This window comes from Streptomyces sp. NPDC086519 (assembly GCF_040686075.1).
Lineage (GTDB): Bacteria > Actinomycetota > Actinomycetes > Streptomycetales > Streptomycetaceae > Streptomyces > Streptomyces shenzhenensis.
Genome location: NZ_JBFBJL010000032.1, coordinates 87,273 through 107,614 on the forward strand (window position 1 = coordinate 87,273; position 20,342 = coordinate 107,614).

Here is a 20,342-nt window from a genome sequence, read left to right on the forward strand (position 1 = left end):
TGACCGTCCCCGTGCGCAGGAGTGAAATGGCCGTCAACCTGGTCAATGTCGAGAACGTCAGCAAGGTCTACGGCACCCGTGCCCTGCTGGACGGCGTCTCGCTCGGCGTGTCGGAGGGCGACCGCATCGGCGTGGTGGGCCGCAACGGCGACGGCAAGACCACCCTCATCCGGATGCTCGCCAAGCTGGAGGAGGCCGACACCGGCCGCGTCACGCACTCCGGCGGACTGCGCATCGGCGTCCTCACCCAGCACGACTCCCTCGACCCGGCCGCCACCGTCCGGCACGAGGTCATCGGCGACATGGCCGACCACGAGTGGGCCGGCAACGCCAAGGTCAGGGACGTCCTGACCGGTCTCTTCGGCGGGCTCGACCTGCCGGGCTTCCCCAAGGGCCTGGACACCGTCATCGGACCGCTCTCCGGCGGTGAGCGCCGCCGCATCGCGCTCGCCAAGCTGCTCATCGAGGAGCAGGACCTGCTGGTCCTCGACGAGCCCACCAACCACCTCGACGTCGAGGGCATCGCCTGGCTGGCCAGGCACCTGCGCGAGCGCCGCTCGGCGCTGGTGTGCGTCACCCACGACCGGTGGTTCCTCGACCAGGTCTGCACCCGCATGTGGGACGTGCAGCGCGGCGCCGTCTACGAGTACGAGGGCGGCTACTCCGACTACGTCTTCGCCCGCGCGGAGCGCGAGCGGATCGCGGCCACCGAGGAGACCAAGCGGCAGAACCTGGTCCGCAAGGAACTCGCCTGGCTGCGCCGCGGCGCCCCCGCCCGCACCTCCAAGCCGCGCTTCCGGGTCGAGGCCGCCAACGAGCTGATCAAGGACGTACCGCCGCCAAGGGACACCTCCGAGCTGATGAAGTTCGCGTCCTCGCGGCTCGGCAAGACCGTCTTCGACCTGGAGGACGTGACCGTCCAGGCCGGCCCCAAGGTGCTGCTCAAGCACGTCACCTGGCAGCTCGGGCCCGGCGACCGCATCGGCCTGGTCGGCGTCAACGGCGCCGGCAAGACCTCCCTGCTGCGCGCCATGGCCGAGGCCGCGCGCACCGAGGGCGAGACGCAGCCGACGGGCGGGCGGATCGCCGTCGGCAGGACCGTCAAGCTCGCCTACCTCTCCCAGGAGGTCGCCGAGCTGAACCCGAACACGCGGGTCCTGGAGGCGGTCCAGCAGGTCCGCGAGCGCGTCGACCTCGGCAAGGGGCGCGAGATGACCGCCGGACAGCTGTGCGAGACGTTCGGCTTCAACAAGGAGAAGCAGTGGACACCGGTCGGCGACCTGTCCGGCGGTGAGCGCCGCCGCCTCCAGCTGCTGCGCCTGCTCATGGACGAGCCGAACGTGCTCTTCCTCGACGAGCCCACCAACGACCTCGACATCGAGACCCTCACCCAGCTGGAGGACGTCCTCGACGGCTGGCCCGGCTCGATGGTCGTCATCTCCCACGACCGGTTCTTCGTCGAGCGCACCACCGACCGCGTCTTCGCTCTCCTCGGCGACGCCACCCTGCGGATGCTGCCGCGCGGCATCGACGAGTACCTGGAACGGCGGCAGCGCATGGAGGAGGCGGCCGCCGCCACCGCCACCGCCGCGGCCCCCAAGGCCGCCACGGCCGAGCGGAGCGCCGCCGACCAGCGCGCCGCCAAGAAGGAACTCCAGAAGATCGAGCGCCAGCTGGACCGCGTCTCCGAGAAGGAGACCAAGCTGCACGACCAGATCGCCGCGAACGCCACGGACTTCACGAAGGTCGCCGAACTCGACACGCAGCTCCGCGACTTGGCCGGCGAGCGGGAGGAGCTGGAGATGCGCTGGCTGGAGTTGGCGGAGGACGCGTAACCCCACCGGCGTGAATCAGCCCTCTCCGGTCCCCGTGACAACCCCCTTGCGGGGGCCCGGTGAAAGGGGCGTGAAGGCGCGTAACGGCGGCATCACGGGCCGGTTCTCCCTTGGGAACAGCGGCAGACGCGGGCCCGTGGGCTGTCGGTGCCGGGTGGTAGAAAGGTCAGTCTGAGAACTGCCTGAGCGCGACCAACGGTCCGTCACCAGCCTCAGGCGTGGCTCAAAATCAGTGAACGAGGGGGAAGAACGCTGATGACACAGCCGCCCGGCCAGCCGCCGCAGGGCGCTTTCGGAGCACCGCAGGACCAGCCGCCACCGAGCGGCGGCTTCGGCGCCCCGCAACAGCCCCCCGCCCAGGGAGGTTTCGGCGCCCCGCGACAGCCGCCCGCGCAGGGAGGTTTCGGCGCACCCCCGCCGCAGGCCGGTTACGGCTACCCGCAGCAGCCCGCCCCCGGCCCCTACGGCACACCGGGCCCGTACGGCCCGCAGCCCGGTTACGGCCACCCCCCGCAGCAGCCGCAGTATTTCGGCGGCCCCGGCGGACCGGGGATGACCCCGCCCCCCGGTGGCGGAGGCGGCGGCGGGCAGTTCAAGGGGAAGCCCGCGCTGATCGTCGCGGCGGCGGTGGCGGGGCTGCTGGTCGTCGGCGGCACGGTGTACGCGGTCACCGGCGGCGGGGACGGCGGCAAGAAGCCGGTCGCCCGGCAGTCCGCCGACCCGAAGACCTCGGGCACGCCGGTCAACCCCGGCGACGGCAGCGGCGACGGCGGCGCGGACCCGGAGAACCTCAACGCGGGCCGCAAGTCCGGCGAGGCCAAGGTGCTCTGGTACAAGTCGGCACCCGACGCGCCCGCCTCCGGCGCCGACGCACCCGGCATGTGGATCACCGGGAAGACGGCGGTCAAGGCGGCGTACAAGCAGGTCTTCGCCTACCGGGTGGGCAACGGCGACCCGGCCTGGGCCCCGATCACGTTCCCGCAGAAGATCTGCGCGGTCACCTCGCAGAAGTCGGCGGACGACAAGGTCGTCGTGGCCTACATGAACGGCACCAGCGACCGCGCCAAGTGCAACCAGCTGCAAGAGATAGACCTGGACACCGGCAGGAAGGGCTGGACCGCCACCGTCGCCGACGGCGGCCTGTTCGACAGCGCGCTCAGCATCGAGCTGACGATCAGTGGAAAGACGCTGATGGTGGGCCGTTCCGAGTCGGGCACGGCGTACGACCTCGGCAGCGGCGCCAAGCTGTACGACAAGAAGAAGTACGGTGCGGCCTGCTTCCCGACGGCGTTCGCCGGCGGCACCGGCCGACTGGTCGAGGTGGCGTCCTGCGGCGCCGGCGGCGGCAACGAGCACGACGAGATCTCGCGGCTCGACCCGGCCACCGGCAGGGTCCAGTGGACGAGGGCGGTGAAGAAGGGCTGGACGGTCGAACGGACGTATTCCGTCGACCCGCTCGTGGTCTACATGACCAACGAGGAGAAGAAGGCCTGGAACATCTCGGTCCTGGACGACAAGGGCGCGTTCCGCTCCGAGGTGAAGGTGAACGAGAAGTTCGCGCCCCAGTGCGGCTTCGCGGGCCTCGACCGTGACCTGCAGGGCTGCCAGGGCGTGGCCGTCGACGCCGACACCCTCTACCTGCCGACCGACGTGACCGGCGGCGGCAACGAGATCGTCGCGATCAGTCTCACCGACGGCACGGCGAAGTGGCGTACGAAGTCCCCGACGGACGAGTCGATGTACCCGGTCAAGGTCGAGGGCGGCAGACTCGTCGCGTACGTACGGCCGTCGTACGACGCGGGCGGCCAGGTCGTGTCGATCCCGACCACCGGCGCCACCCACCCCACCACCAGACTGCTGCAGAACCCGCAGCACACCGCCGGCATCGAGGACGGCTTCTACGACGGCGCCCTCGACTGGGCCGACGGGCGCTTCTACCTCTCCTCCACGCGGCTGACCGGCAGCGACGACGCGAAGGAGAAGCTGATGATGGCCTTCGGCAACTGAGCGGGACCCGTCCCGTCCCGTGCCGTCCGCCCCGCGCCGTCCCCAGCCGTCTCCCGCGCCGTCCTTCGAGGTGTCCCCGCCATGACCCAGCCGCCCCCGCCCCCGCCCGACCAGCCCCCGAACCCGTACGCCCAGCAGCCCGGCTACGGCTACCCGCAGCAGCCGCCGGCCCCGAACCCGTATGCCCAACCGTCCGGCTACGGCTACCCGCAGCAGCCCCCGGCCCCGAACCCGTACGCCCAGCCGCCCGGTTACGGCTATCCGGGCGGCCAACCTGGCCGGCCGGGCAAACCCGGCTATCCAGGCGGCCCCGCCCCCGCCCCCGGTGGCCGCAACAACGCCGCGCTGCTCATCGTCGTCGCCGCGGTGGTCGCCATCGCGCTGATCGTCGGCGGCGGCATCTGGTACGCCAAGTCCCATGGCGGCGGCGGCAAGAAGGACGACACCGCGAACTCCAGCGGCGGCAGCACCGGCGGTCAGGAGGCGAACGGCGGCAAGAACGGCAAGGGCACCGAGAAGGTGCCCGCGGACACCACCTCCAAGGTCCTCTTCCAGGTCCCGCTGCCCACGGCGAAGGACACCACCGTCACCGCCGGTTCCTGGCTCACCGACAAGGTGTACGCGAAGAGCGGCATCGCCCAGATCACCGGCTACGCCCCCGACTCGGGCGCCAAGCTGTGGACGATCCCGCTGTCCGGCCCGGTCTGCCGCGCCACCGGGCACGTCAGCGCCGACGGCCGGACCGCGGTCGTCTTCCAGCCGAGGACCCCCGCCAAGGGCACCACGGCCGGCTGCACCCAGATCGCCGCGATCGACCTGAACGCCGGCAGGAAACTGTGGACCAGGACGATCAAGTCCGGTGACGTCCCGGTCAACTTCGACAATGTGACGGTCGCTCAGCAGACGGTCGCGGTCGGCGGCAGCAGTGGTGGCGCCGCCTTCGACCTCGCCTCCGGCACCGTCCGCTGGCAGCCGAAGCCGGACGACAGCTGCTACGACGCCGGCTACGGCGGCGGTGCCAAGCTGGTCGCGGTCCGCAGGTGCGGCAGCGGCGACACCGGCCAGCTGCACATCCAGACCCTAGACCCGGTCTCCGGCAAGGTGCTCTCCGAGTACAAGATGACCTCGGGCATCGACTACGCGAGCGTCGTGTCGACCGACCCGCTGGTGGTGGCCGCCGACGTCAATGACAGCGCCGGCGACGGCAGCGGCTTCTCGGACGTCTTCTCCATCGACAACAGGACCGGCGCCCTGCGCACCCGCATCTCCACGCCGGGCAGCTCCTACGCGGCCCGCTGCGACGGCGTCTACGAACTGGAGAAGTGCACGGGCGTGGTGGTCGGAGGCGACCGGATGTACCTGGCGACCGAGGAGCACGACGGCGCCGGGGACGGCACGAGGACCAACGAGATCGTCGCCTTCGACCTGGCCACCGGCGAGCAGACCGGCCAGCGCGCCGACGCCGGGAACAACTACACGATCACGCCGCTGCGCATGGACGGCCCCGATGTGATCGCGTACAAGAACGCGCCGTACGACAAGGGCGCTCAGATCGTCAGTATCGACGGCGGGTCGTTCAAGGAGACCAAGCTGCTGGAGAACCCGGCGACCACGGCGGTCAAGGCGGTCGAGACCGGCATGTCACCGGAGTACGCGGAGGTCCGCTACTCCCAGGGGCGCCTCTACCTGTCCGCCGTGTACGCCCATGCCCCCGGCTCGTCCGCGTCGGCGAAGGAGTACCTGGTCACCGCCTTCGGCGCCGGTGGCTGATACGCGCTGCTCACCCTCGAACAAGAGAAAACCCAGAGATTCCTCCGATCCGGGGCACTTCTCATCAGTAGGGGCAGCGCAACGTCGAACAAGCGTGTAGCTTCCGGGGGCATGAAGGACGGGGTGCCGGGGGGCCCTCTGTCCATGCGGACCAGTGGGCATCCATAGTGGGGCATCCATTGGGGGGACTGGGGGGTTGCTCTATGGGAGTGCGGCTCATGGTGGTCGACGACCACCGGTTGCTCGCGGAGGCGCTGGCCTCGGCGCTGAAACTGCGCGGCCACCGGGTGCTGGCCGCGGCGGCACCGGCGGCGGGCGCGGCCGAGCTGGTGATCGCACGGGCACCCGAGGTGTGCCTGCTCGGCACGGCGGCCCCGGCCGAGCCGGGGATCTTCGACCCGGTGGTACGGATCAAGAAGGAGCGGCCGCAGGTCGCCGTGCTGGTGCTGGGCCCGGTGCCGTCCCCGCGGGGCATCGCGGCGGCCTTCGCCGCGGGCGCCTCCGGGTACGTACGGCACGACGAGCGGATAGAGGGCGTCGAGCGGGCGATCATGAAGGCACGGGCCGGGGAGGCCGCCGTGGCACCCGCCCTGCTGCAGGGCGCCTTCGGCGAACTCCTCAACCCGGCCGCCCAGCCCGACGACGAGGGCCAGCGCCTGCTCCAGATGCTCACCCCGAGGGAGCTGGAGGTCCTGGTCCGCGTCGCCGACGGGGAGGACACCCGCCTGATCGCCGTCGGCATGGGCATCGCCCCGAGCACGGCCCGCACCCATGTGCAGAGGGTCCTGATGAAGCTGGGGGTGGGGTCGCGCCTGGAAGCGGCGGCGCTGGCGGCGAGGACAGGGCTCCTGGACAGGGCCGGCCCACTGAGCAATTCAGCAGGGCCGGACCTCTAGCCGACGGCCGCCCCACCCACCCAGGGGGCGCGGGACTGTGTCAATGTGCGGCTTTGCCGCGCGGGCGCGACAGCCCCCGCGCACCCGCAGCCAGAGCACAACCGGCATCAGTCATCGGCGTCCTCCACCGGAGGAAGCGGTGGCGGAGTGGGCCGCAGCCACAGCCACACCAGAAAGAACACCCCCAGCAGCAGCATCCCGATCCCGGTCCACAGGTTGATGTTGATCCCCTGTGCCTTGTCGATCTCGGCCTGCGTGTCCGTGATCCCGGTGATCGTGACGATGATCCCGTACAGGATGAACAGCCCGCCGATGATCCGCCGCAGGTCGAAGATCCGCGCGGCGGTCGCGGAGCGCCCCTCCAGGTCGGTGACCTCCCGCTGGACGTCCCGCTCGGAGTAGTGGAACCCGGAGTGCCCGGAGTCGTCGGTCATGGTGTCTCCATTCTCCAGCGACGGCGATCAGAACGAGAAGGGGATGTAGCAGAGGGCCGCGAGGACCACCGCACCCCAGCCCAGCAGCGCCGGCCGCCGGTACCAGGCCTCGTCGCCGGGCGCGGGCGGCTCGGCCATCCCCGGGGACCGGGTGCCGTAGACCAGGCCCTCCAGCTCCTCCGCGGGCTTGGGCGCGGTGAACAGGGACACGATCACCATCACGACCGCGCCGGCGACGAACCCGGCGATCGCGGAGACGAAGTTGGCGCCCTGGTCGGAGGGGATGGAGATGACGTGCCGCTTGTAGAGGACGAAGTAGTTGACCATCGCGGTCACGGTGCCCGCGAGCAGCCCCCAGAAGCCGGATTTCGCCGAGGCGCGCTTCCAGAACATGCCGACGACGAAGACGACGAACATCGGCACGTTGAAGAAGGAGAACAGCGTCTGGAGGTAGCTCATGATGTTCGAGAAGGACGACGCCAGGAACGCGGTGCCGATGGACGCGCAGACGCCGATCGCGGTGATGAGCCGTCCGAAGCGCACGTAGTAGCCGTCCTCACGGCCCCGGACCACGTACTTCGCCCAGATGTCGTTCGTGAACACGGTGTTGAAGGACGACACGTTGGCGGCCATGCCGGCCATGAACGCGGCCAGCAGCCCGGTGACGGCGATCCCGAGGACACCGTTGGGCAGCAGTTGTGACATCAGGTAGGGGATCGCGTCGTTGTACTGGAGGTCCGAGCCGGACGTGCCGATGTCCGGCACCAGCGCGGCGGCGACCAGGCCCGGGATCATCACCAGGAAGACGATGAAGACCTTCGGGTAGGCGGCGATCAGCGGGGTGCGCTGGGCGGCGGAGAGGTTCTTCGCCGACAGGGCGCGCTGCACCTCGGCGAAGTTGGTCGTCCAGTAGCCGAAGGAGAGCACGAAGCCGAGACCGAGGACGATGGTCAGCCAGTTCGCGCCGAGCGGGTTGGCGGAGCCGATGCCGGTGCCGCCCCAGGCGGTGGTGAAGTTGTGGCCGTGGATGGCGGTGAGCCTGTCGACCAGGCCGCCCCAGCCGCCGACCTTCTTCAGGCCGAGCACGGAGAGCGGGATCAGGGCGGCAAGGATCACGAAGAACTGCAGCACCTCGTTGTAGATGGCCGAGGAGAGACCGCCGAGGGTGATGTACGCCAGCACGAACGCGCCGGCGACGACGATCGCCACCCACTGCGGCCAGCCCAGCAGCGCCTCCACCACGATCGCCAGGGCGTACAGGTTCACACCGGCGATCAGAATGGCCGCGAAGGCGAACAGGATCGAACTGAGCAGGTGTGCGGCTCTGTCGAAGCGGAGCAGCAGCATCTCGGGGACCGAGCGGACCTTGCTGCCGTAGTAGAAGGGCATCATCACCAGGCCCAGGAAGACCATGGCCGGGATGGCGCCGATCCAGTACCAGTGCACGGTGTACGCGCCGTACTGCGCGCTGTTGGCGGCCATGCCGAGGATCTCGGTCGCGGCCAGGTTCGCCGAGATGAAGGCGAGACCGGTGATCCAGGCGGGCAGCGACCGCCCGGAGAGGAAGAAGTCGAGGCTGGTCTTCACCGACCGGCGGGCCGCGAAGCCGATGCCCAGCACGACGACGAAGTAGATCGCCAGGATCGTGTAGTCCAGGCCGTCGGTCGGGAGCCGCAGCCCCGCGGCGAGGTCCGTGGTGAGGTTCGCCGCGAGGGATGTGGGGGATTCGGGGGCATTCGTGGGGTTCTGCACCCAGTAATTCAACACTTTTGTTGTCTCACCTTGATTGATTGCGATGTTGACTGGCGTGGTGAGTTGTGTTTTGGTGTGTTCGGTTCTGTTTGATGGTTGGCCGGCTCGATCAATGGGAGTCCGCAGTGAAGAAGACCTCGACCCGGCTGGCCGACGGTCGCGAACTCATCTACTACGACCTGCGCGACGACACCGTGCGGGACGCGGTGGACCGCCGTCCGCTGGAGCGGACGCACACCACCTCCGAGATCCGCCGTGATCCGTTGCTCGGCGACCAGGTCGCGATCGCCTCGCACCGGCAGGGCCGCACCTACCACCCGCCGGCCGACCAGTGCCCGCTGTGCCCGACCGAGGGCGACCGGCTGAGCGAGATCCCGGACTCGTCGTACGACGTCGTGGTCTTCGAGAATCGTTTCCCCTCGCTGGCCGGCGACTCCGGACGCTGCGAGGTGGTCTGCTTCACCTCGGACCACGACGCGTCCTTCGCGAGCCTCACCGAGGAGCAGGCCCGCCTGGTCCTCGACGCGTGGACCGACCGGACCTCGGAGCTCTCGCATCTCCCCTCCGTCGAGCAGGTGTTCTGCTTCGAGAACCGCGGCGAGGAGATCGGCGTGACGCTCGGTCACCCGCACGGCCAGATCTACGCCTACCCCTTCACCACCCCGCGCACCGCCCTGATGTTGCGTTCGCTCGCGACGCACAAGGAAGCGACCGGCGGGGAGAACCTCTTCGACGCCGTCCTGGCGCGTGAACTCGCCGACGAGCGGGTCGTCCTTGAGGGTGAACACTGGGTCGCGTTCGTGCCGTACGCGGCACACTGGCCCTACGAGGTCCACCTGTACCCGAAGCGCCGCGTCCCCGACCTGCTCGGGCTCGACGAGGCGGCACGCTCAGAGTTCCCCCAGGTTTATCTGGAACTCTTGAGGCGCTTCGACCGTATCTTCGGTGAGGGTGAGCCTCCCACGCCCTACATCGCCGCCTGGCACCAGGCGCCGTTCGGGACGCTGGAGGAGTTCGACGGTGTCACGCGCGACGACTTCGCGCTGCATCTGGAGCTTTTCACCATCCGCCGAACGTCCGGCAAGCTGAAGTTTCTCGCGGGTTCCGAGTCAGGCATGAGCGTGTTCATCAACGACGTGCCGCCGGAGCGCGCGGCCGAGCGACTGCGAGAGGTAGCGAGTTGATGAAGTACCTGGTGACGGGCGGGGCAGGTTACGTCGGCAGCGTGGTCGCCCAGCATCTGCTGGAGGCGGGCCACGAGGTCACCGTCCTCGACAACCTGTCCACGGGCTTCCGTGAGGGCGTCCCCGCGGGCGCCGCCTTCGTGGAGGGCGACATCCGCGACGCCGACAAGTGGCTGGACCCCTCCTACGACGCGGTGCTGCACTTCGCCGCGTTCTCCCAGGTCGGCGAGTCGGTCGTGAAGCCCGAGAAGTACTGGGACAACAACGTCGGCGGCACCATGGCGCTGCTCGCCGCGATGCGCGAGGCCGGCGTCCGCAAGCTCGTCTTCTCCTCCACGGCGGCCACCTACGGCGAGCCCGTCCACACCCCGATCACCGAGACCGACCCGACCGCCCCCACCTCCCCCTACGGCGCCACCAAGCTGGCCGTCGACCACATGATCACCGGTGAGGCGGCCGCCCACGGCCTGGGCGCGGTCTCCCTGCGCTACTTCAACGTGGCCGGGGCGTACGGCGCGCAGGGCGAGCGGCACGACCCCGAGTCGCACCTGATCCCGCTGGTCCTCCAGGTCGCCCAGGGCAGGCGCGAGGCCATCTCCGTCTTCGGCGACGACTACCCGACGCCCGACGGCACCTGCATCCGCGACTACATCCACGTCGCCGACCTGGCCGACGCCCACCTGCTGGCCCTGACGGCCGCGCGGCCCGGCGAGCACCTGATCTGCAACCTCGGCAACGGCGAGGGCTTCTCGGTCCGCGAGGTCATCGAGACCGTCCGGCAGGTCACGGGCCACCCGATCCCCGAGGTCGTGGCCCCGCGCCGGGGCGGCGACCCGGCCGTCCTGGTCGCCTCGGCGGCCACCGCCCGCGAGAAGCTGGGCTGGAACCCGACCCGCGCGGACCTCGCGGGGATCGTCGCGGACGCCTGGGAGTTCGCGCAGCGCATCAGCACGGCAAGGGAGCAGTAGTGGGGGCAGCAACACAGGTCGAAGCCGCCTTCGAGGAGCTGTACGGCACGGCTCCCGACGGCGTCTGGGCGGCGCCGGGCCGGGTCAACCTGATCGGCGAGCACACCGACTACAACGACGGCTTCGTGATGCCGTTCGCACTGCCGCATGCGGCGACGGCCGCCGTCGCCCGCCGCACCGACGGCGTCCTGCGGCTGCACTCCTCCGACGTCGAGGGCGGGATCGTCGAGCTCCCCCTCGACGCCCTGGAACCGGGCACCGACCAGGAGTGGACCGCGTACCCGGCGGGCGTGGTCTGGGCGCTGCGGGAGGCCGGCCACCCGGTCACCGGTGCCGACGTGCACCTGGCCTCCACCGTCCCGACCGGCGCCGGCCTGTCCTCCTCCGCGGCCCTGGAGGTGGTGATCGCCCTCGCCCTCAACGACCTCTTCGGACTGGGCCTTCAGCGCTGGCAGCTGGCCCGCCTGTGCCAGCGCGCGGAGAACGTCTACGTCGGGGCGCCGACCGGCATCATGGACCAGACGGCGTCGGCGTGCTGCGAGCGGGGCCACGCCCTGTTCCTGGACACCCGCGACCTCTCGCAGAAGCAGATCCCCTTCGACCTCGCGGCCGAGGGCATGCGCCTGCTGGTCGTCGACACCCGGGTCAAGCACGCCCACAGCGGCGGCGAGTACGGCAAGCGCCGCGCGGGCTGTGAGAAGGGCGCGGCCCTGCTGGGCGTGGACGCGCTGCGGGACATCGCCTACGAGGACCTCGACACCTCGCTCGCCCGCCTCGGCGACGAGGAGGAGGTACGGCGCCTGGTCCGCCACGTCGTCACCGAGGACCACCGCGTCGAGCGCGTCGTCGCCCTTCTCGAAGCGGGCGACACCCGCGCCATCGGCCCGGTCCTCACCGAGGGCCACGCCTCGCTGCGCGACGACTTCCAGGTCTCCTGCCCCGAGCTGGACCTGGTCGTGGAGGCGGCGAACGCGGCCGGTGCGCTGGGGGCCCGGATGACCGGCGGCGGCTTCGGCGGCTCGGCGATCGTCCTTGTCGAGGCACCCGACGTCGACACGATCACCAAGGCGGTCGAGGAGGCGTTCGCGGCGGCCGGTTTCAAGGCCCCGCGGGTCTTCGAGGCGGTGCCGTCCGCGGGTGCCCGGCGGGAGAGCTGAGGCTCAGCCCAGCCGCTTCGTCAGCGTGTACTCCGTGATCCCCGGCGGATAGTCGGGGATCACGCACACCACGTCGTAGCCCTGCTTCTTGTAGAACCCCGGGGCCTGGAAGTCCCAGGTCTCCAGGCGGGCCGCGGTGCAGGCGCGGTCCTCGCGGGCGATCCGCTCGGCCTCGGCGAGCAGGCTGCCGCCGAGGCCGGTGCCGCGGTGGCGGGCGTCCACCCAGAGGTAGGTGACGTGCAGCCAGGACGCCCAGCTGTGCCCGACCAGCCCGCCGGCCAGGTCGCCCGAACCCTCGTCCATCGCCCAGAGGTGCAGCGGCACTTCGCGTTCGTCCGGGGTGCCGCGCAGGGCGGCCAGGACCGGAGAGGCCGCCGTGTTGGTGGCCAGCAGCCGCGCGCGCAGCAGATCGCGTCGTTCCTTGTCGACTTCCGCCTCAATACGAAACATGCGGCACACCATAAACGCGCCGGCCGGGCAGTTCTGCAAATTGCCTTCCGCTCCCGACGACCGGCCGTACTCTGATGAGCAGTACCGGTGGGGGCCGGTGCTGATCAGGGGGCGAGACAAGTCGGATACGACGCCCGCGGCGGGGTAGCAGTTCAGGCACGGCGGCGGCCGTGCGGTTCCGTCCTCCCGCGGGTGTCGTGTCCGCATGGTTCGTCGTTCTCCGGACCTGGGGTATCCCCTGCTCGTGAAGAGCATCGGGGAAGGGGGTTTCGTGGTTCGTATCCGAGTCCTGGTCGTCGACGACCATCGCATCTTCGCCGAGTCGCTGGCCGCCGCGCTGGCGGCCGAGCCCGACGTCGACGTCTCCGCGGCCGGCAGCGGTCCGGCCGCGCTGCGCTGCCTGGAGCGCGCGGCCGCCGAGGGCCGCCGCTACGACGTGCTGCTCGTCGACGCCGACCTGGGCGGTCGACTGCCCGGCGGCCGGGCGGCCGTGCCGGTGCGGGAGGCCAACGAGGAGGGGCTGGTCGACGGCATATCGCTGGTCGCCGGCGTCCGCTCGGCCCAGCCCTCGGTCCGGGTGGTCGTCCTCGCCGAGAAGGACGACGCGCGGCGTGCGGCCCTGGCCCTGCAGGCCGGCGCCTGTGGCTGGGTCGCCAAGGACTGCTCGCTGTCCCGGCTGCTGAACGTCATCCGGGGGGTACTGCGGGACGAGACGCATCTGCCGCCCGCCCTGCTCACGGGCGTGCTGCGGGAGCTGACGGCGGCCCGCAAGCACCGCACCGAGAGCGAACGCCTGGTGGAGTCCCTCACCCCGAGGGAGCGGGAAGTGCTTCGGTGCATGGTGGCGGGCCTGGGGCGCAAGGCCGTCGCCGAGCGCCTCTTCCTGTCCCCGCACACCGTCCGCACCCATATGCAGAACGTGCTGGGCAAGCTGGGCGTCCACTCCACCCTGGCCGCGGTCGCGCTGGCGCGCCGGGCCGGGGTCGGGCCCGTCGACCTAACCGGGGATGTTGTCGAACGGGGCGGTCAGCTGGCGTAGCAGTCCGGCGAGGTCGGCTCGCTGGGTGGGGGAGAGTTCGCCGAGGATCGCCCTTTCCTGGGCGAGGAGACCTGCCAGGGCCTGGTCCGCGCGGTCCTGGCCCTCGGTGGTCAGCCGGACCAGCACGCCCCGCCGGTCGCTGGGGTCCGGCAGCCGCTCCACCAGGCCCTTCTTGGTCAGCCGGTCAATGCGGTTGGTCATCGTCCCCGAAGTGACCAGGGTCTGCGTCAGCAGCTGCCCGGGGGAGAGCTGATACGGCGTGCCGGCGCGCCTGAGCGCGGTGAGCACGTCGAACTCCCACGGCTCCAGGCTGTGCTCGGCGAAGGCCAGTCGACGTGCCCGGTCCAGGTGCCGTGCCAGCCGGCTCACCCGGCTGAGCACCTCGAGCGGTTCCACGTCGAGGTCCGGGCGCTCCCGGCGCCACGCAGCCACCAGCCGATCGACCTCGTCCTCCATGGCGATCAGTGTAGTGGTTGTGTCGACGTGAAGTCTCTTGATGTCGAGTCTCTTGACATCGAGATAATCGGGCGGGGAAGGTGGAGGACATGACGACTCCTGCCTGGGACCCCGCCCAGTACCTCCGTCACTCCGGCCACCGCGCCCGCGCCTTCACCGACCTCCTCGCCCACGTCCCCGCCCTGCCCGGCGACCCCCCGGCCATCGCCGACCTCGGCTGCGGCCCCGGCAACGTCACCGCCGTCCTCGCCGAACGCTGGCCCACCGCGCACATCACCGGCTACGACAACTCGGCCGCGATGCTCGACAGGGCCGAGGCCGACCACGCCGGACCCACCCCCGGCGGCGGCCGCCTCGACTTCACCCACGCCGACCTGCGCACCTGGACGCCCGAAGGGCCCTACGACCTGATCGTGTCCAACGCGGCGCTCCAGTGGGTCCCCGGCCACCTCGACCGCTTCGCCGACTGGCTCGCCGCGCTCGCTCCCGGCGGCAGCTTCGCCTTCCAGGTGCCGAACAACATCGACGCACCCCTGCACGCCCTGATGCGCGAGCTCGCCGCCACGCCCCGCTGGAAGGCCCGGCTCGCCGACGTGCTGCGCCACGAGGACTCCGTCCACCCGCCGGCCGTCTACCTCGACCGGCTCGCCCGCCTCGGCTGCGCCACCGACGTCTGGGAGACCACCTACCTGCACGTCCTCAACGGCGAGGACCCCGTCCTGGACTGGGCCAAGGGCACCGGTCTGCGCCCCGCCCTCACCGCCCTCGGCGACGACCCCCAGGCCCGGGACGCCTTCGTCGCCGACTACCGCGACCTGCTGCGGCAGGCCTACCCGAGCGTCCCCTACGGGACGCTCCTGCCCTTTCGCCGCCTGTTCGCCGTCGCCCGCAGGGAGGGCTGATGCTCACCGCCGTCGACCACGTCCAGCTCGCCGCCCCGCCCGGCTCGGAGGACGCGCTGCGGGCCTACTACGGGGACACCCTCGGCATGACGGAGGTGCCCAAGCCGCCCGTGCTCGCGGCGCGCGGCGGCTGCTGGTTCGAGGCCGGTACCGTCCGGCTCCACCTGGGCGTGACGGAGGACTTCCGACCCGCTCGCAAGGCCCACCCCGGTCTGCGGGTCACGGGCATCGACGCCTACGCCGCCCGGCTGACCGCCCACGGCGCGCCCGTCACCTGGGACGACGACCTCCCCGGCCACCGCCGCTTCTACTCCGAGGACCCCGTCGGCAACCGGCTGGAGTTCCTGGAGCCGGTGCGCTGAGCACCGTTTGCCCCGGCGCGCTCCTGGTTACCCGGAGCAATGACCCCACGCACCTATCCGTGTCAGGAGGGACCGACGGTGTCAGGACATCAGAAGGCCAAAGGCAAGAAGGAACAGATCAAGGGCAAGGCCAAGGAGATCGGCGGGCGCGCGACGCACGATGTGCCGCTGGAGGCCGAAGGCCGCCTGGAGCAGTCGAAGGGCGACGCGCGCCAGGCCAAGGAGAAGATGAAGGACATCTTCAAGCACTGAGCGACCCGAGCGCCCCGAGCGCGCGCACGGCTCAGGCCTTGCGGTGGCCTATCAGCCGCGGCCTCTGCTCCAGGCCGTCCAGACCGTGCCAGGCCAGGTTCACCAGGTGGGCGGCGACCTCCGCCTTCTTCGGCCGGCGCACGTCCAGCCACCACTGGCCGGTCAGCGCGACCATGCCCACCAGCGCCTGCGCGTACAGCGGGGCCAGCTTGGGGTCGAAGCCACGGCTCTTGAACTCGCGGCCCAGGATGTCCTCCACCTGGGTCGCGATGTCCGAGATGAGCGAGGCGAAGGTACCCGTGGACTGCGGGATGGGGGAGTCCCGGACCAGGATCCGGAAGCCGTCGGTGTACTCCTCGATGTAGTCGAGCAGCGCGAACGCGGCCTGCTCGCACAGCTCGCGAGGGTGACCGGCGGTCAGCGAGCCGGTCACCATGTCCAGCAGGCGCCGCATCTCCCGGTCCACCACCACCGCGTACAGCCCCTCCTTGCCGCCGAAATGCTCGTACACCACCGGCTTGGAGACCCCGGCCTTCGCCGCGATCTCCTCCACCGAGGTGCCCTCGAAACCCTTCGCGGCGAAGAGGGTGCGACCGATCTCCAACAACTGCTGGCGGCGCTCCGCACCGGTCATGCGGGTACGACGCGCCCGCCGCTGCTTGTCGGGACTGGGGGTGCTGGAGTCGGTCGCCACGGCGTCAATCATGCCGCCTTCGCGCTCTCGGCCCCCTGCCGGGAGCCGCCTTCCCCGGTGTTACGGCGCGAATCGATACGTGAGCGTGACGGCCAGCGCACGTCGTACGCCCAGCCCAGCTGCTCGCACCAGCGGATGATCCGCGCCGAGGAGTCCAGCTGACCGCGCTCCACACCGTGCCGCGCCGAGGTCGGGTCGGCGTGGTGCAGGTTGTGCCAGGACTCGCCGCAGGACAGCACCGCCAGCCACCACACGTTGCCCGAGCGGTCCCGCGACTTGAACGGCCGCTTGCCCACCGCGTGGCAGATCGAGTTGATCGACCACGTCACATGGTGAAGCAGCGCCACCCGGACGAGTGAACCCCAGAAGAACGCGGTGAACGCACCCCACCAGGACATCGTCACCAGACCGCCGATCAGCGGCGGCAGCGCCAGCGACAGGATGGTCCAGTAGACGAACTGCCGGGAGATCGTCCGGATCGCCGGGTCCTTGATCAGATCCGGCGCGTACTTCTCCTGCGAGGTCTGCTCCTCGTCGAACATCCAGGCGATGTGCGCCCACCACAGGCCCTTGATGAGTGCCGGCACGGTCTCCCCGTACCGCCACGGCGAGTGCGGGTCTCCCTCGGCGTCGGAGAACTTGTGATGCTTGCGGTGGTCGGCCACCCAGCGCACCAGCGGGCCCTCCACCGCCATCGAGCCCGCGACCGCCAGCGCGATCCTGAGCGGCCGCTTCGCCTTGAACGAGCCGTGGGTGAAATAACGGTGGTAACCGATGGTCACGCCGTGACAGCCCAGGTAGTAGAAGAACACCAGCAGGCCCAGGTCGAGCCAGCTCACGCCCCAGCCCCACGCCAACGGCACCGCCGCCAGCAGCGCGAGGAACGGTACGACGATGAACAGCAGCAGAGTGAGCTGCTCGATCGAACCCTTCTGCTCGCCGCCCAGAGTGGCCGACGGACCAGTCGAACCAGCCGGCTTGTGGGCGTCTTCGATCACATTGGAACTAGAGGAGGTCATGCGCGTCCCCTGTGGGGTCGAGGGTTTGAGAGGTGCCGATCCGCGGCGACCGAACGGGACGATAGAGGTACTTCCCTACGGTTCCGTAACCTACGGCAACGTAAGTATGGCAGCGAGGCGTCTCGCAGCAAGAGCCCCAGAGCCTGCGCGTCCTCATGGACACCTATCCTTGGAGTCGGTCGGACAGCGCGGTCCGCTGTGTTTCCTTCCCGGATGTCCGGCCCGTATGCGGACAGGTCCCGCCTGCCGCCCGGCCGCCTGACGGGTTCCCTCCAGACGAGCTTCAACACTGCAAGGAGCCGCACCTGTGAGCAGTGCCGACGACCAGACCACCACGACCGGCAGCGAGCTGCGCGCCGACATCCGCCGGCTGGGTGACCTTCTCGGCGAGACTCTCGTCCGCCAGGAGGGCCCCGAGCTGCTGGAACTCGTCGAGAGAGTCCGCCGCCTCACCCGCGAGGACGGCGAGGCCGCCGCCGAACTGCTGCGCGGGACCGAACTGGAGACCGCCGCCAAGCTGGTCCGAGCCTTCTCCACCTACTTCCACCTCGCCAACGTCACCGAGCAGGTGCACCGCGGCCGCGAGCTGCGCGCCCGCCGTGCCGCCGAGGGCGGCGCCCTCGCCCGCACCGCCGACCTGCTCAAGGACGCCGACCCCGAACACCTGCGCCAGAGCGTGCACAACCTCAACGTCCGTCCCGTGTTCACGGCGCACCCCACCGAGGCCGCGCGCCGCTCCGTCCTCAACAAGCTCCGGCGCATCGCCGCGCTCCTGGACACACCGGTCATCGAGTCCGACCGCCGCCGCACCGACATCCGCCTCGCCGAGAACATCGACCTCGTGTGGCAGACGGACGAACTGCGCGTCGTCCGCCCGGAGCCCGCCGACGAGGCCCGCAACGCCATCTACTACCTGGACGAGCTGCACGCCGACGCCGTCGGAGACGTCCTGGAGGACCTGACCGCGGAACTGGAGCGGGTCGGCGTCAGGCTCCCCGACGACACCCGGCCCCTCACGTTCGGCACCTGGATCGGCGGCGACCGCGACGGCAACCCCAACGTCACCCCCCAGGTCACCTGGGACGTCCTCATCCTCCAGCACGAGCACGGCATCAACGACGCCCTGGAGACGATCGACGAGCTCCGCGGCTTCCTCTCCAACTCCATCCGCTACACGGGCGCCACAGAGGAACTGCTGGAGTCCCTCCGCAGCGATCTCGAACGCCTGCCCGAAATCAGCCCCCGCTACAAGCGCCTCAACGCCGAGGAGCCCTACCGCCTCAAGGCCACCTGCATCCGGCAGAAGCTGACCAACACCAAGCAGCGCCTGGCCACCGGCACCCCCCACGAACCCGGCCGCGACTACCTCGGCACCGCCGAACTCCTCAGCGACCTGCGCCTGATCCAGGCCTCCCTGCGCGGACACCGCGGCGGCCTGTTCGCCGACGGCCGCCTGGCCCGTACGATCCGCACCCTCGCCGCGTTCGGCCTCCAGCTCGCCACCATGGACGTCCGCGAACACGCCGACGCCCACCACCACGCCCTCGGCCAGCTCTTCGACCGCCTCGGCGAGGAGTCCTGGCGCTACGCCGACATGCCCCGCGAGTACCGCGCCAAGCTGCTCGCCAAGGAACTCAGGTCCAGAAGGCCGCTCGCCCCCACCCCGGCGCCCGTCGACGCGGCCGGCGCCAAGACCCTCGGCGTCTTCGAGACCGTGAAGAAGGCCCTGGAGATCTTCGGCCCCGAGGTCGTCGAGTCCTACATCATCTCCATGTGCCAGGGCGCCGACGACGTCTTCGCCGCCGCCGTCCTCGCCCGCGAGGCAGGCCTCGTCGACCTGCACGCCGGCTGGGCGAAGATCGGCATCGTGCCGCTCCTGGAGACCACCGACGAGCTCAAGGCCGCCGACACCATCCTGGAGGACATGCTCTCCGACCCCTCGTACCGCCGGCTGGTGGCACTGCGCGGAGACGTCCAGGAAGTCATGCTCGGCTACTCCGACTCCTCCAAGTTCGGCGGCATCACCACCTCCCAGTGGGAGATCCACCGCGCCCAGCGCCGACTGCGCGACGTCGCCCACCGCTACGGCGTACGCCTGCGCCTCTTCCACGGCCGCGGCGGCACCGTCGGCCGCGGCGGCGGCCCCTCCCACGACGCCATCCTCGCCCAGCCCTGGGGCACCCTGGAGGGCGAGATCAAGGTCACCGAACAGGGCGAGGTCATCTCCGACAAGTACCTGATCCCGTCCCTGGCCAGGGAGAACCTGGAACTCACGGTCGCGGCCACCCTGCAGGCCTCCGCCCTGCACACCGCCCCCCGCCAGTCCGTGGAGGCGCTCGCCCGCTGGGACGCCGCCATGGACGTCGTCTCCGACGCCGCCCACGCCGCCTACCGCCGCCTGGTGGAAGACCCGGACCTGCCGACGTACTTCCTCGCGTCGACGCCGGTGGACCAGCTCGCCGACCTGCACCTGGGCTCCCGGCCCTCCCGCCGCCCCGGCTCCGGCGTCTCGCTCGACGGCCTGCGCGCCATCCCGTGGGTGTTCGGCTGGACCCAGTCCCGGCAGATCGTCCCCGGCTGGTTCGGCGTCGGCTCCGGCCTGAAGGCGCTGCGCGAAGCGGGCCTGGACACCGTCCTCGACGAGATGCACGAACAGTGGCACTTCTTCCGCAACTTCATCTCCAACGTCGAGATGACCCTCGCCAAGACCGACCTGCGGATCGCCCAGCACTACGTGGACACGCTCGTCCCCGACGAACTCAAGCACGTGTTCGACACCATCCGTGAAGAACACGAACTGACCGTCGCCGAAGTCCTGAAGATCACCGGAGAGGCCGAACTCCTCGACGCCACCCCGGTCCTCAAGCAGACCTTCACCATCCGCGACGCCTACCTGGACCCGATCTCCTACCTCCAGGTCGCCCTGCTCAAGCGCCAGCGCGACGCGGCGGCGGCCGGAGAGCAGGCCGACCCGCTGCTCGCCCGCGCCCTGCTGCTCACCGTCAACGGCGTGGCGGCAGGCCTGCGCAACACCGGCTGACCGCCACCGGACACAGCGGTGGGCGCCCGGGGGGAGAACCCCCCGGGGCCCCCACCAGCAACGCCCCAAAAGAAAAACACAACACCCCCGCCCCCCCCCCGAACCCCGCCGCGCCCCCCAACACA

Annotated in this window: 18 protein-coding genes; 12 read left to right on the plus strand and 6 right to left on the minus strand. The window is 70.5% G+C overall.

What is annotated here, in order from left to right; translation table 11 throughout:
- Positions 1–26: 26 nt before the first annotated feature.
- The 4 genes from AB0P24_RS28095 to AB0P24_RS28110 all read left to right on the plus strand — a co-directional run bounded on the left by AB0P24_RS28095 (position 27) and on the right by AB0P24_RS28110 (position 6,508).
- Entirely contained in the window at positions 27–1,835 is a 1,809-nt protein-coding gene (locus AB0P24_RS28095; RefSeq protein WP_365798682.1) for an ABC-F family ATP-binding cassette domain-containing protein, read from the plus strand.
- 255 nt (positions 1,836–2,090) lie between these two features.
- Entirely contained in the window at positions 2,091–3,842 is a 1,752-nt protein-coding gene (locus AB0P24_RS28100) for a PQQ-binding-like beta-propeller repeat protein (RefSeq protein ID WP_365798684.1), read from the plus strand.
- An 81-nt stretch (positions 3,843–3,923) separates the two neighbouring features.
- Positions 3,924–5,612, plus strand: a complete 1,689-nt coding sequence (locus AB0P24_RS28105; RefSeq protein WP_365798686.1) for a PQQ-binding-like beta-propeller repeat protein — start codon at positions 3,924–3,926, stop codon at positions 5,610–5,612.
- 203 nt (positions 5,613–5,815) lie between these two features.
- Positions 5,816–6,508, plus strand: coding sequence for a LuxR C-terminal-related transcriptional regulator (locus AB0P24_RS28110; protein WP_365798688.1), 693 nt, complete (start codon positions 5,816–5,818; stop codon positions 6,506–6,508).
- 107 nt (positions 6,509–6,615) lie between these two features.
- Here AB0P24_RS28110 and AB0P24_RS28115 read toward each other — a convergent pair whose 3' ends face one another.
- Positions 6,616–6,942, minus strand: a complete 327-nt coding sequence (locus tag AB0P24_RS28115; RefSeq protein ID WP_365798690.1) for a hypothetical protein — start codon at positions 6,940–6,942, stop codon at positions 6,616–6,618.
- 27 nt (positions 6,943–6,969) lie between these two features.
- Positions 6,970–8,619 (minus strand): sodium:solute symporter family protein, encoded by a 1,650-nt coding sequence (locus tag AB0P24_RS28120; RefSeq protein WP_365798741.1) that lies wholly within the window; start codon positions 8,617–8,619, stop codon positions 6,970–6,972.
- Between the two features lie 200 nt (positions 8,620–8,819).
- Here AB0P24_RS28120 and galT point away from each other — a divergent pair, with 200 nt between their 5' ends.
- Genes galT through galK form a run of 3 tightly spaced genes read left to right on the plus strand, consistent with a single transcriptional unit; the run spans position 8,820 to position 12,003 of the window.
- Entirely contained in the window at positions 8,820–9,878 is a 1,059-nt protein-coding gene (gene galT, locus AB0P24_RS28125) for a galactose-1-phosphate uridylyltransferase (protein ID WP_365798692.1), read from the plus strand.
- Positions 9,878–10,846: a UDP-glucose 4-epimerase GalE gene (gene galE, locus AB0P24_RS28130; protein WP_365798694.1), complete on the plus strand. Its 969-nt coding sequence runs from the start codon at positions 9,878–9,880 to the stop codon at positions 10,844–10,846. Before galT ends, galE begins: the two co-directional genes overlap by 1 nt.
- Positions 10,846–12,003, plus strand: a complete 1,158-nt coding sequence (gene galK / locus AB0P24_RS28135) for a galactokinase (RefSeq protein WP_365798696.1) — start codon at positions 10,846–10,848, stop codon at positions 12,001–12,003. The genes galE and galK overlap by 1 nt, the downstream gene beginning before the upstream one ends.
- 3 nt (positions 12,004–12,006) lie before the next feature.
- Here the strand turns inward: galK and AB0P24_RS28140 are convergent, their stop codons facing one another.
- The gene (locus AB0P24_RS28140) at positions 12,007–12,465 is read right to left on the minus strand and encodes an N-acetyltransferase (RefSeq protein ID WP_365798698.1); all 459 of its coding nucleotides are present in this window, start codon (positions 12,463–12,465) and stop codon (positions 12,007–12,009) included.
- Between the two features lie 259 nt (positions 12,466–12,724).
- On the opposite strand from AB0P24_RS28140, the gene AB0P24_RS28145 reads away from it, so the two are divergent.
- On the plus strand, positions 12,725–13,492 hold the full coding sequence (locus AB0P24_RS28145; RefSeq protein WP_365798700.1) for a response regulator transcription factor: 768 nt from the start codon (positions 12,725–12,727) through the stop codon (positions 13,490–13,492).
- Here the strand turns inward: AB0P24_RS28145 and AB0P24_RS28150 are convergent.
- Entirely contained in the window at positions 13,451–13,948 is a 498-nt protein-coding gene (locus tag AB0P24_RS28150; protein ID WP_365798702.1) for a MarR family transcriptional regulator, read from the minus strand. The two genes, AB0P24_RS28145 and AB0P24_RS28150, sit on opposite strands and share 42 nt — an antisense overlap.
- An 89-nt stretch (positions 13,949–14,037) precedes the next feature.
- Here AB0P24_RS28150 and AB0P24_RS28155 point away from each other — a divergent pair, with 89 nt between their 5' ends.
- From AB0P24_RS28155 to AB0P24_RS28165, 3 genes are all read left to right on the plus strand, one after another.
- A complete protein-coding gene (locus tag AB0P24_RS28155; protein ID WP_365798704.1) occupies positions 14,038–14,850 on the plus strand; it encodes a trans-aconitate 2-methyltransferase in 813 nt (270 codons plus the stop codon).
- The gene (locus AB0P24_RS28160) at positions 14,850–15,212 is read left to right on the plus strand and encodes a VOC family protein (RefSeq protein ID WP_365798706.1); all 363 of its coding nucleotides are present in this window, start codon (positions 14,850–14,852) and stop codon (positions 15,210–15,212) included. The genes AB0P24_RS28155 and AB0P24_RS28160 overlap by 1 nt, the downstream gene beginning before the upstream one ends.
- Positions 15,213–15,290: 78 nt before the next feature.
- A complete protein-coding gene (locus tag AB0P24_RS28165; RefSeq protein ID WP_365798708.1) occupies positions 15,291–15,464 on the plus strand; it encodes a CsbD family protein in 174 nt (57 codons plus the stop codon).
- Positions 15,465–15,495: 31 nt separating this feature from the next.
- On the opposite strand, the gene AB0P24_RS28170 is transcribed toward AB0P24_RS28165, so the two are convergent.
- Together AB0P24_RS28170 and AB0P24_RS28175 are read right to left on the minus strand one after the other, a co-directional pair.
- Positions 15,496–16,170 (minus strand): TetR/AcrR family transcriptional regulator, encoded by a 675-nt coding sequence (locus AB0P24_RS28170; protein ID WP_365798710.1) that lies wholly within the window; start codon positions 16,168–16,170, stop codon positions 15,496–15,498.
- Positions 16,167–17,177 (minus strand): fatty acid desaturase, encoded by a 1,011-nt coding sequence (locus tag AB0P24_RS28175; RefSeq protein WP_365798712.1) that lies wholly within the window; start codon positions 17,175–17,177, stop codon positions 16,167–16,169. The genes AB0P24_RS28170 and AB0P24_RS28175 overlap by 4 nt, the downstream gene beginning before the upstream one ends.
- Before the next feature lie 307 nt (positions 17,178–17,484).
- On the opposite strand from AB0P24_RS28175, the gene ppc reads away from it, so the two are divergent.
- Positions 17,485–20,217: a phosphoenolpyruvate carboxylase gene (gene ppc / locus AB0P24_RS28180; protein WP_365798714.1), complete on the plus strand. Its 2,733-nt coding sequence runs from the start codon at positions 17,485–17,487 to the stop codon at positions 20,215–20,217.
- Positions 20,218–20,342 lie beyond the last annotated feature (125 nt).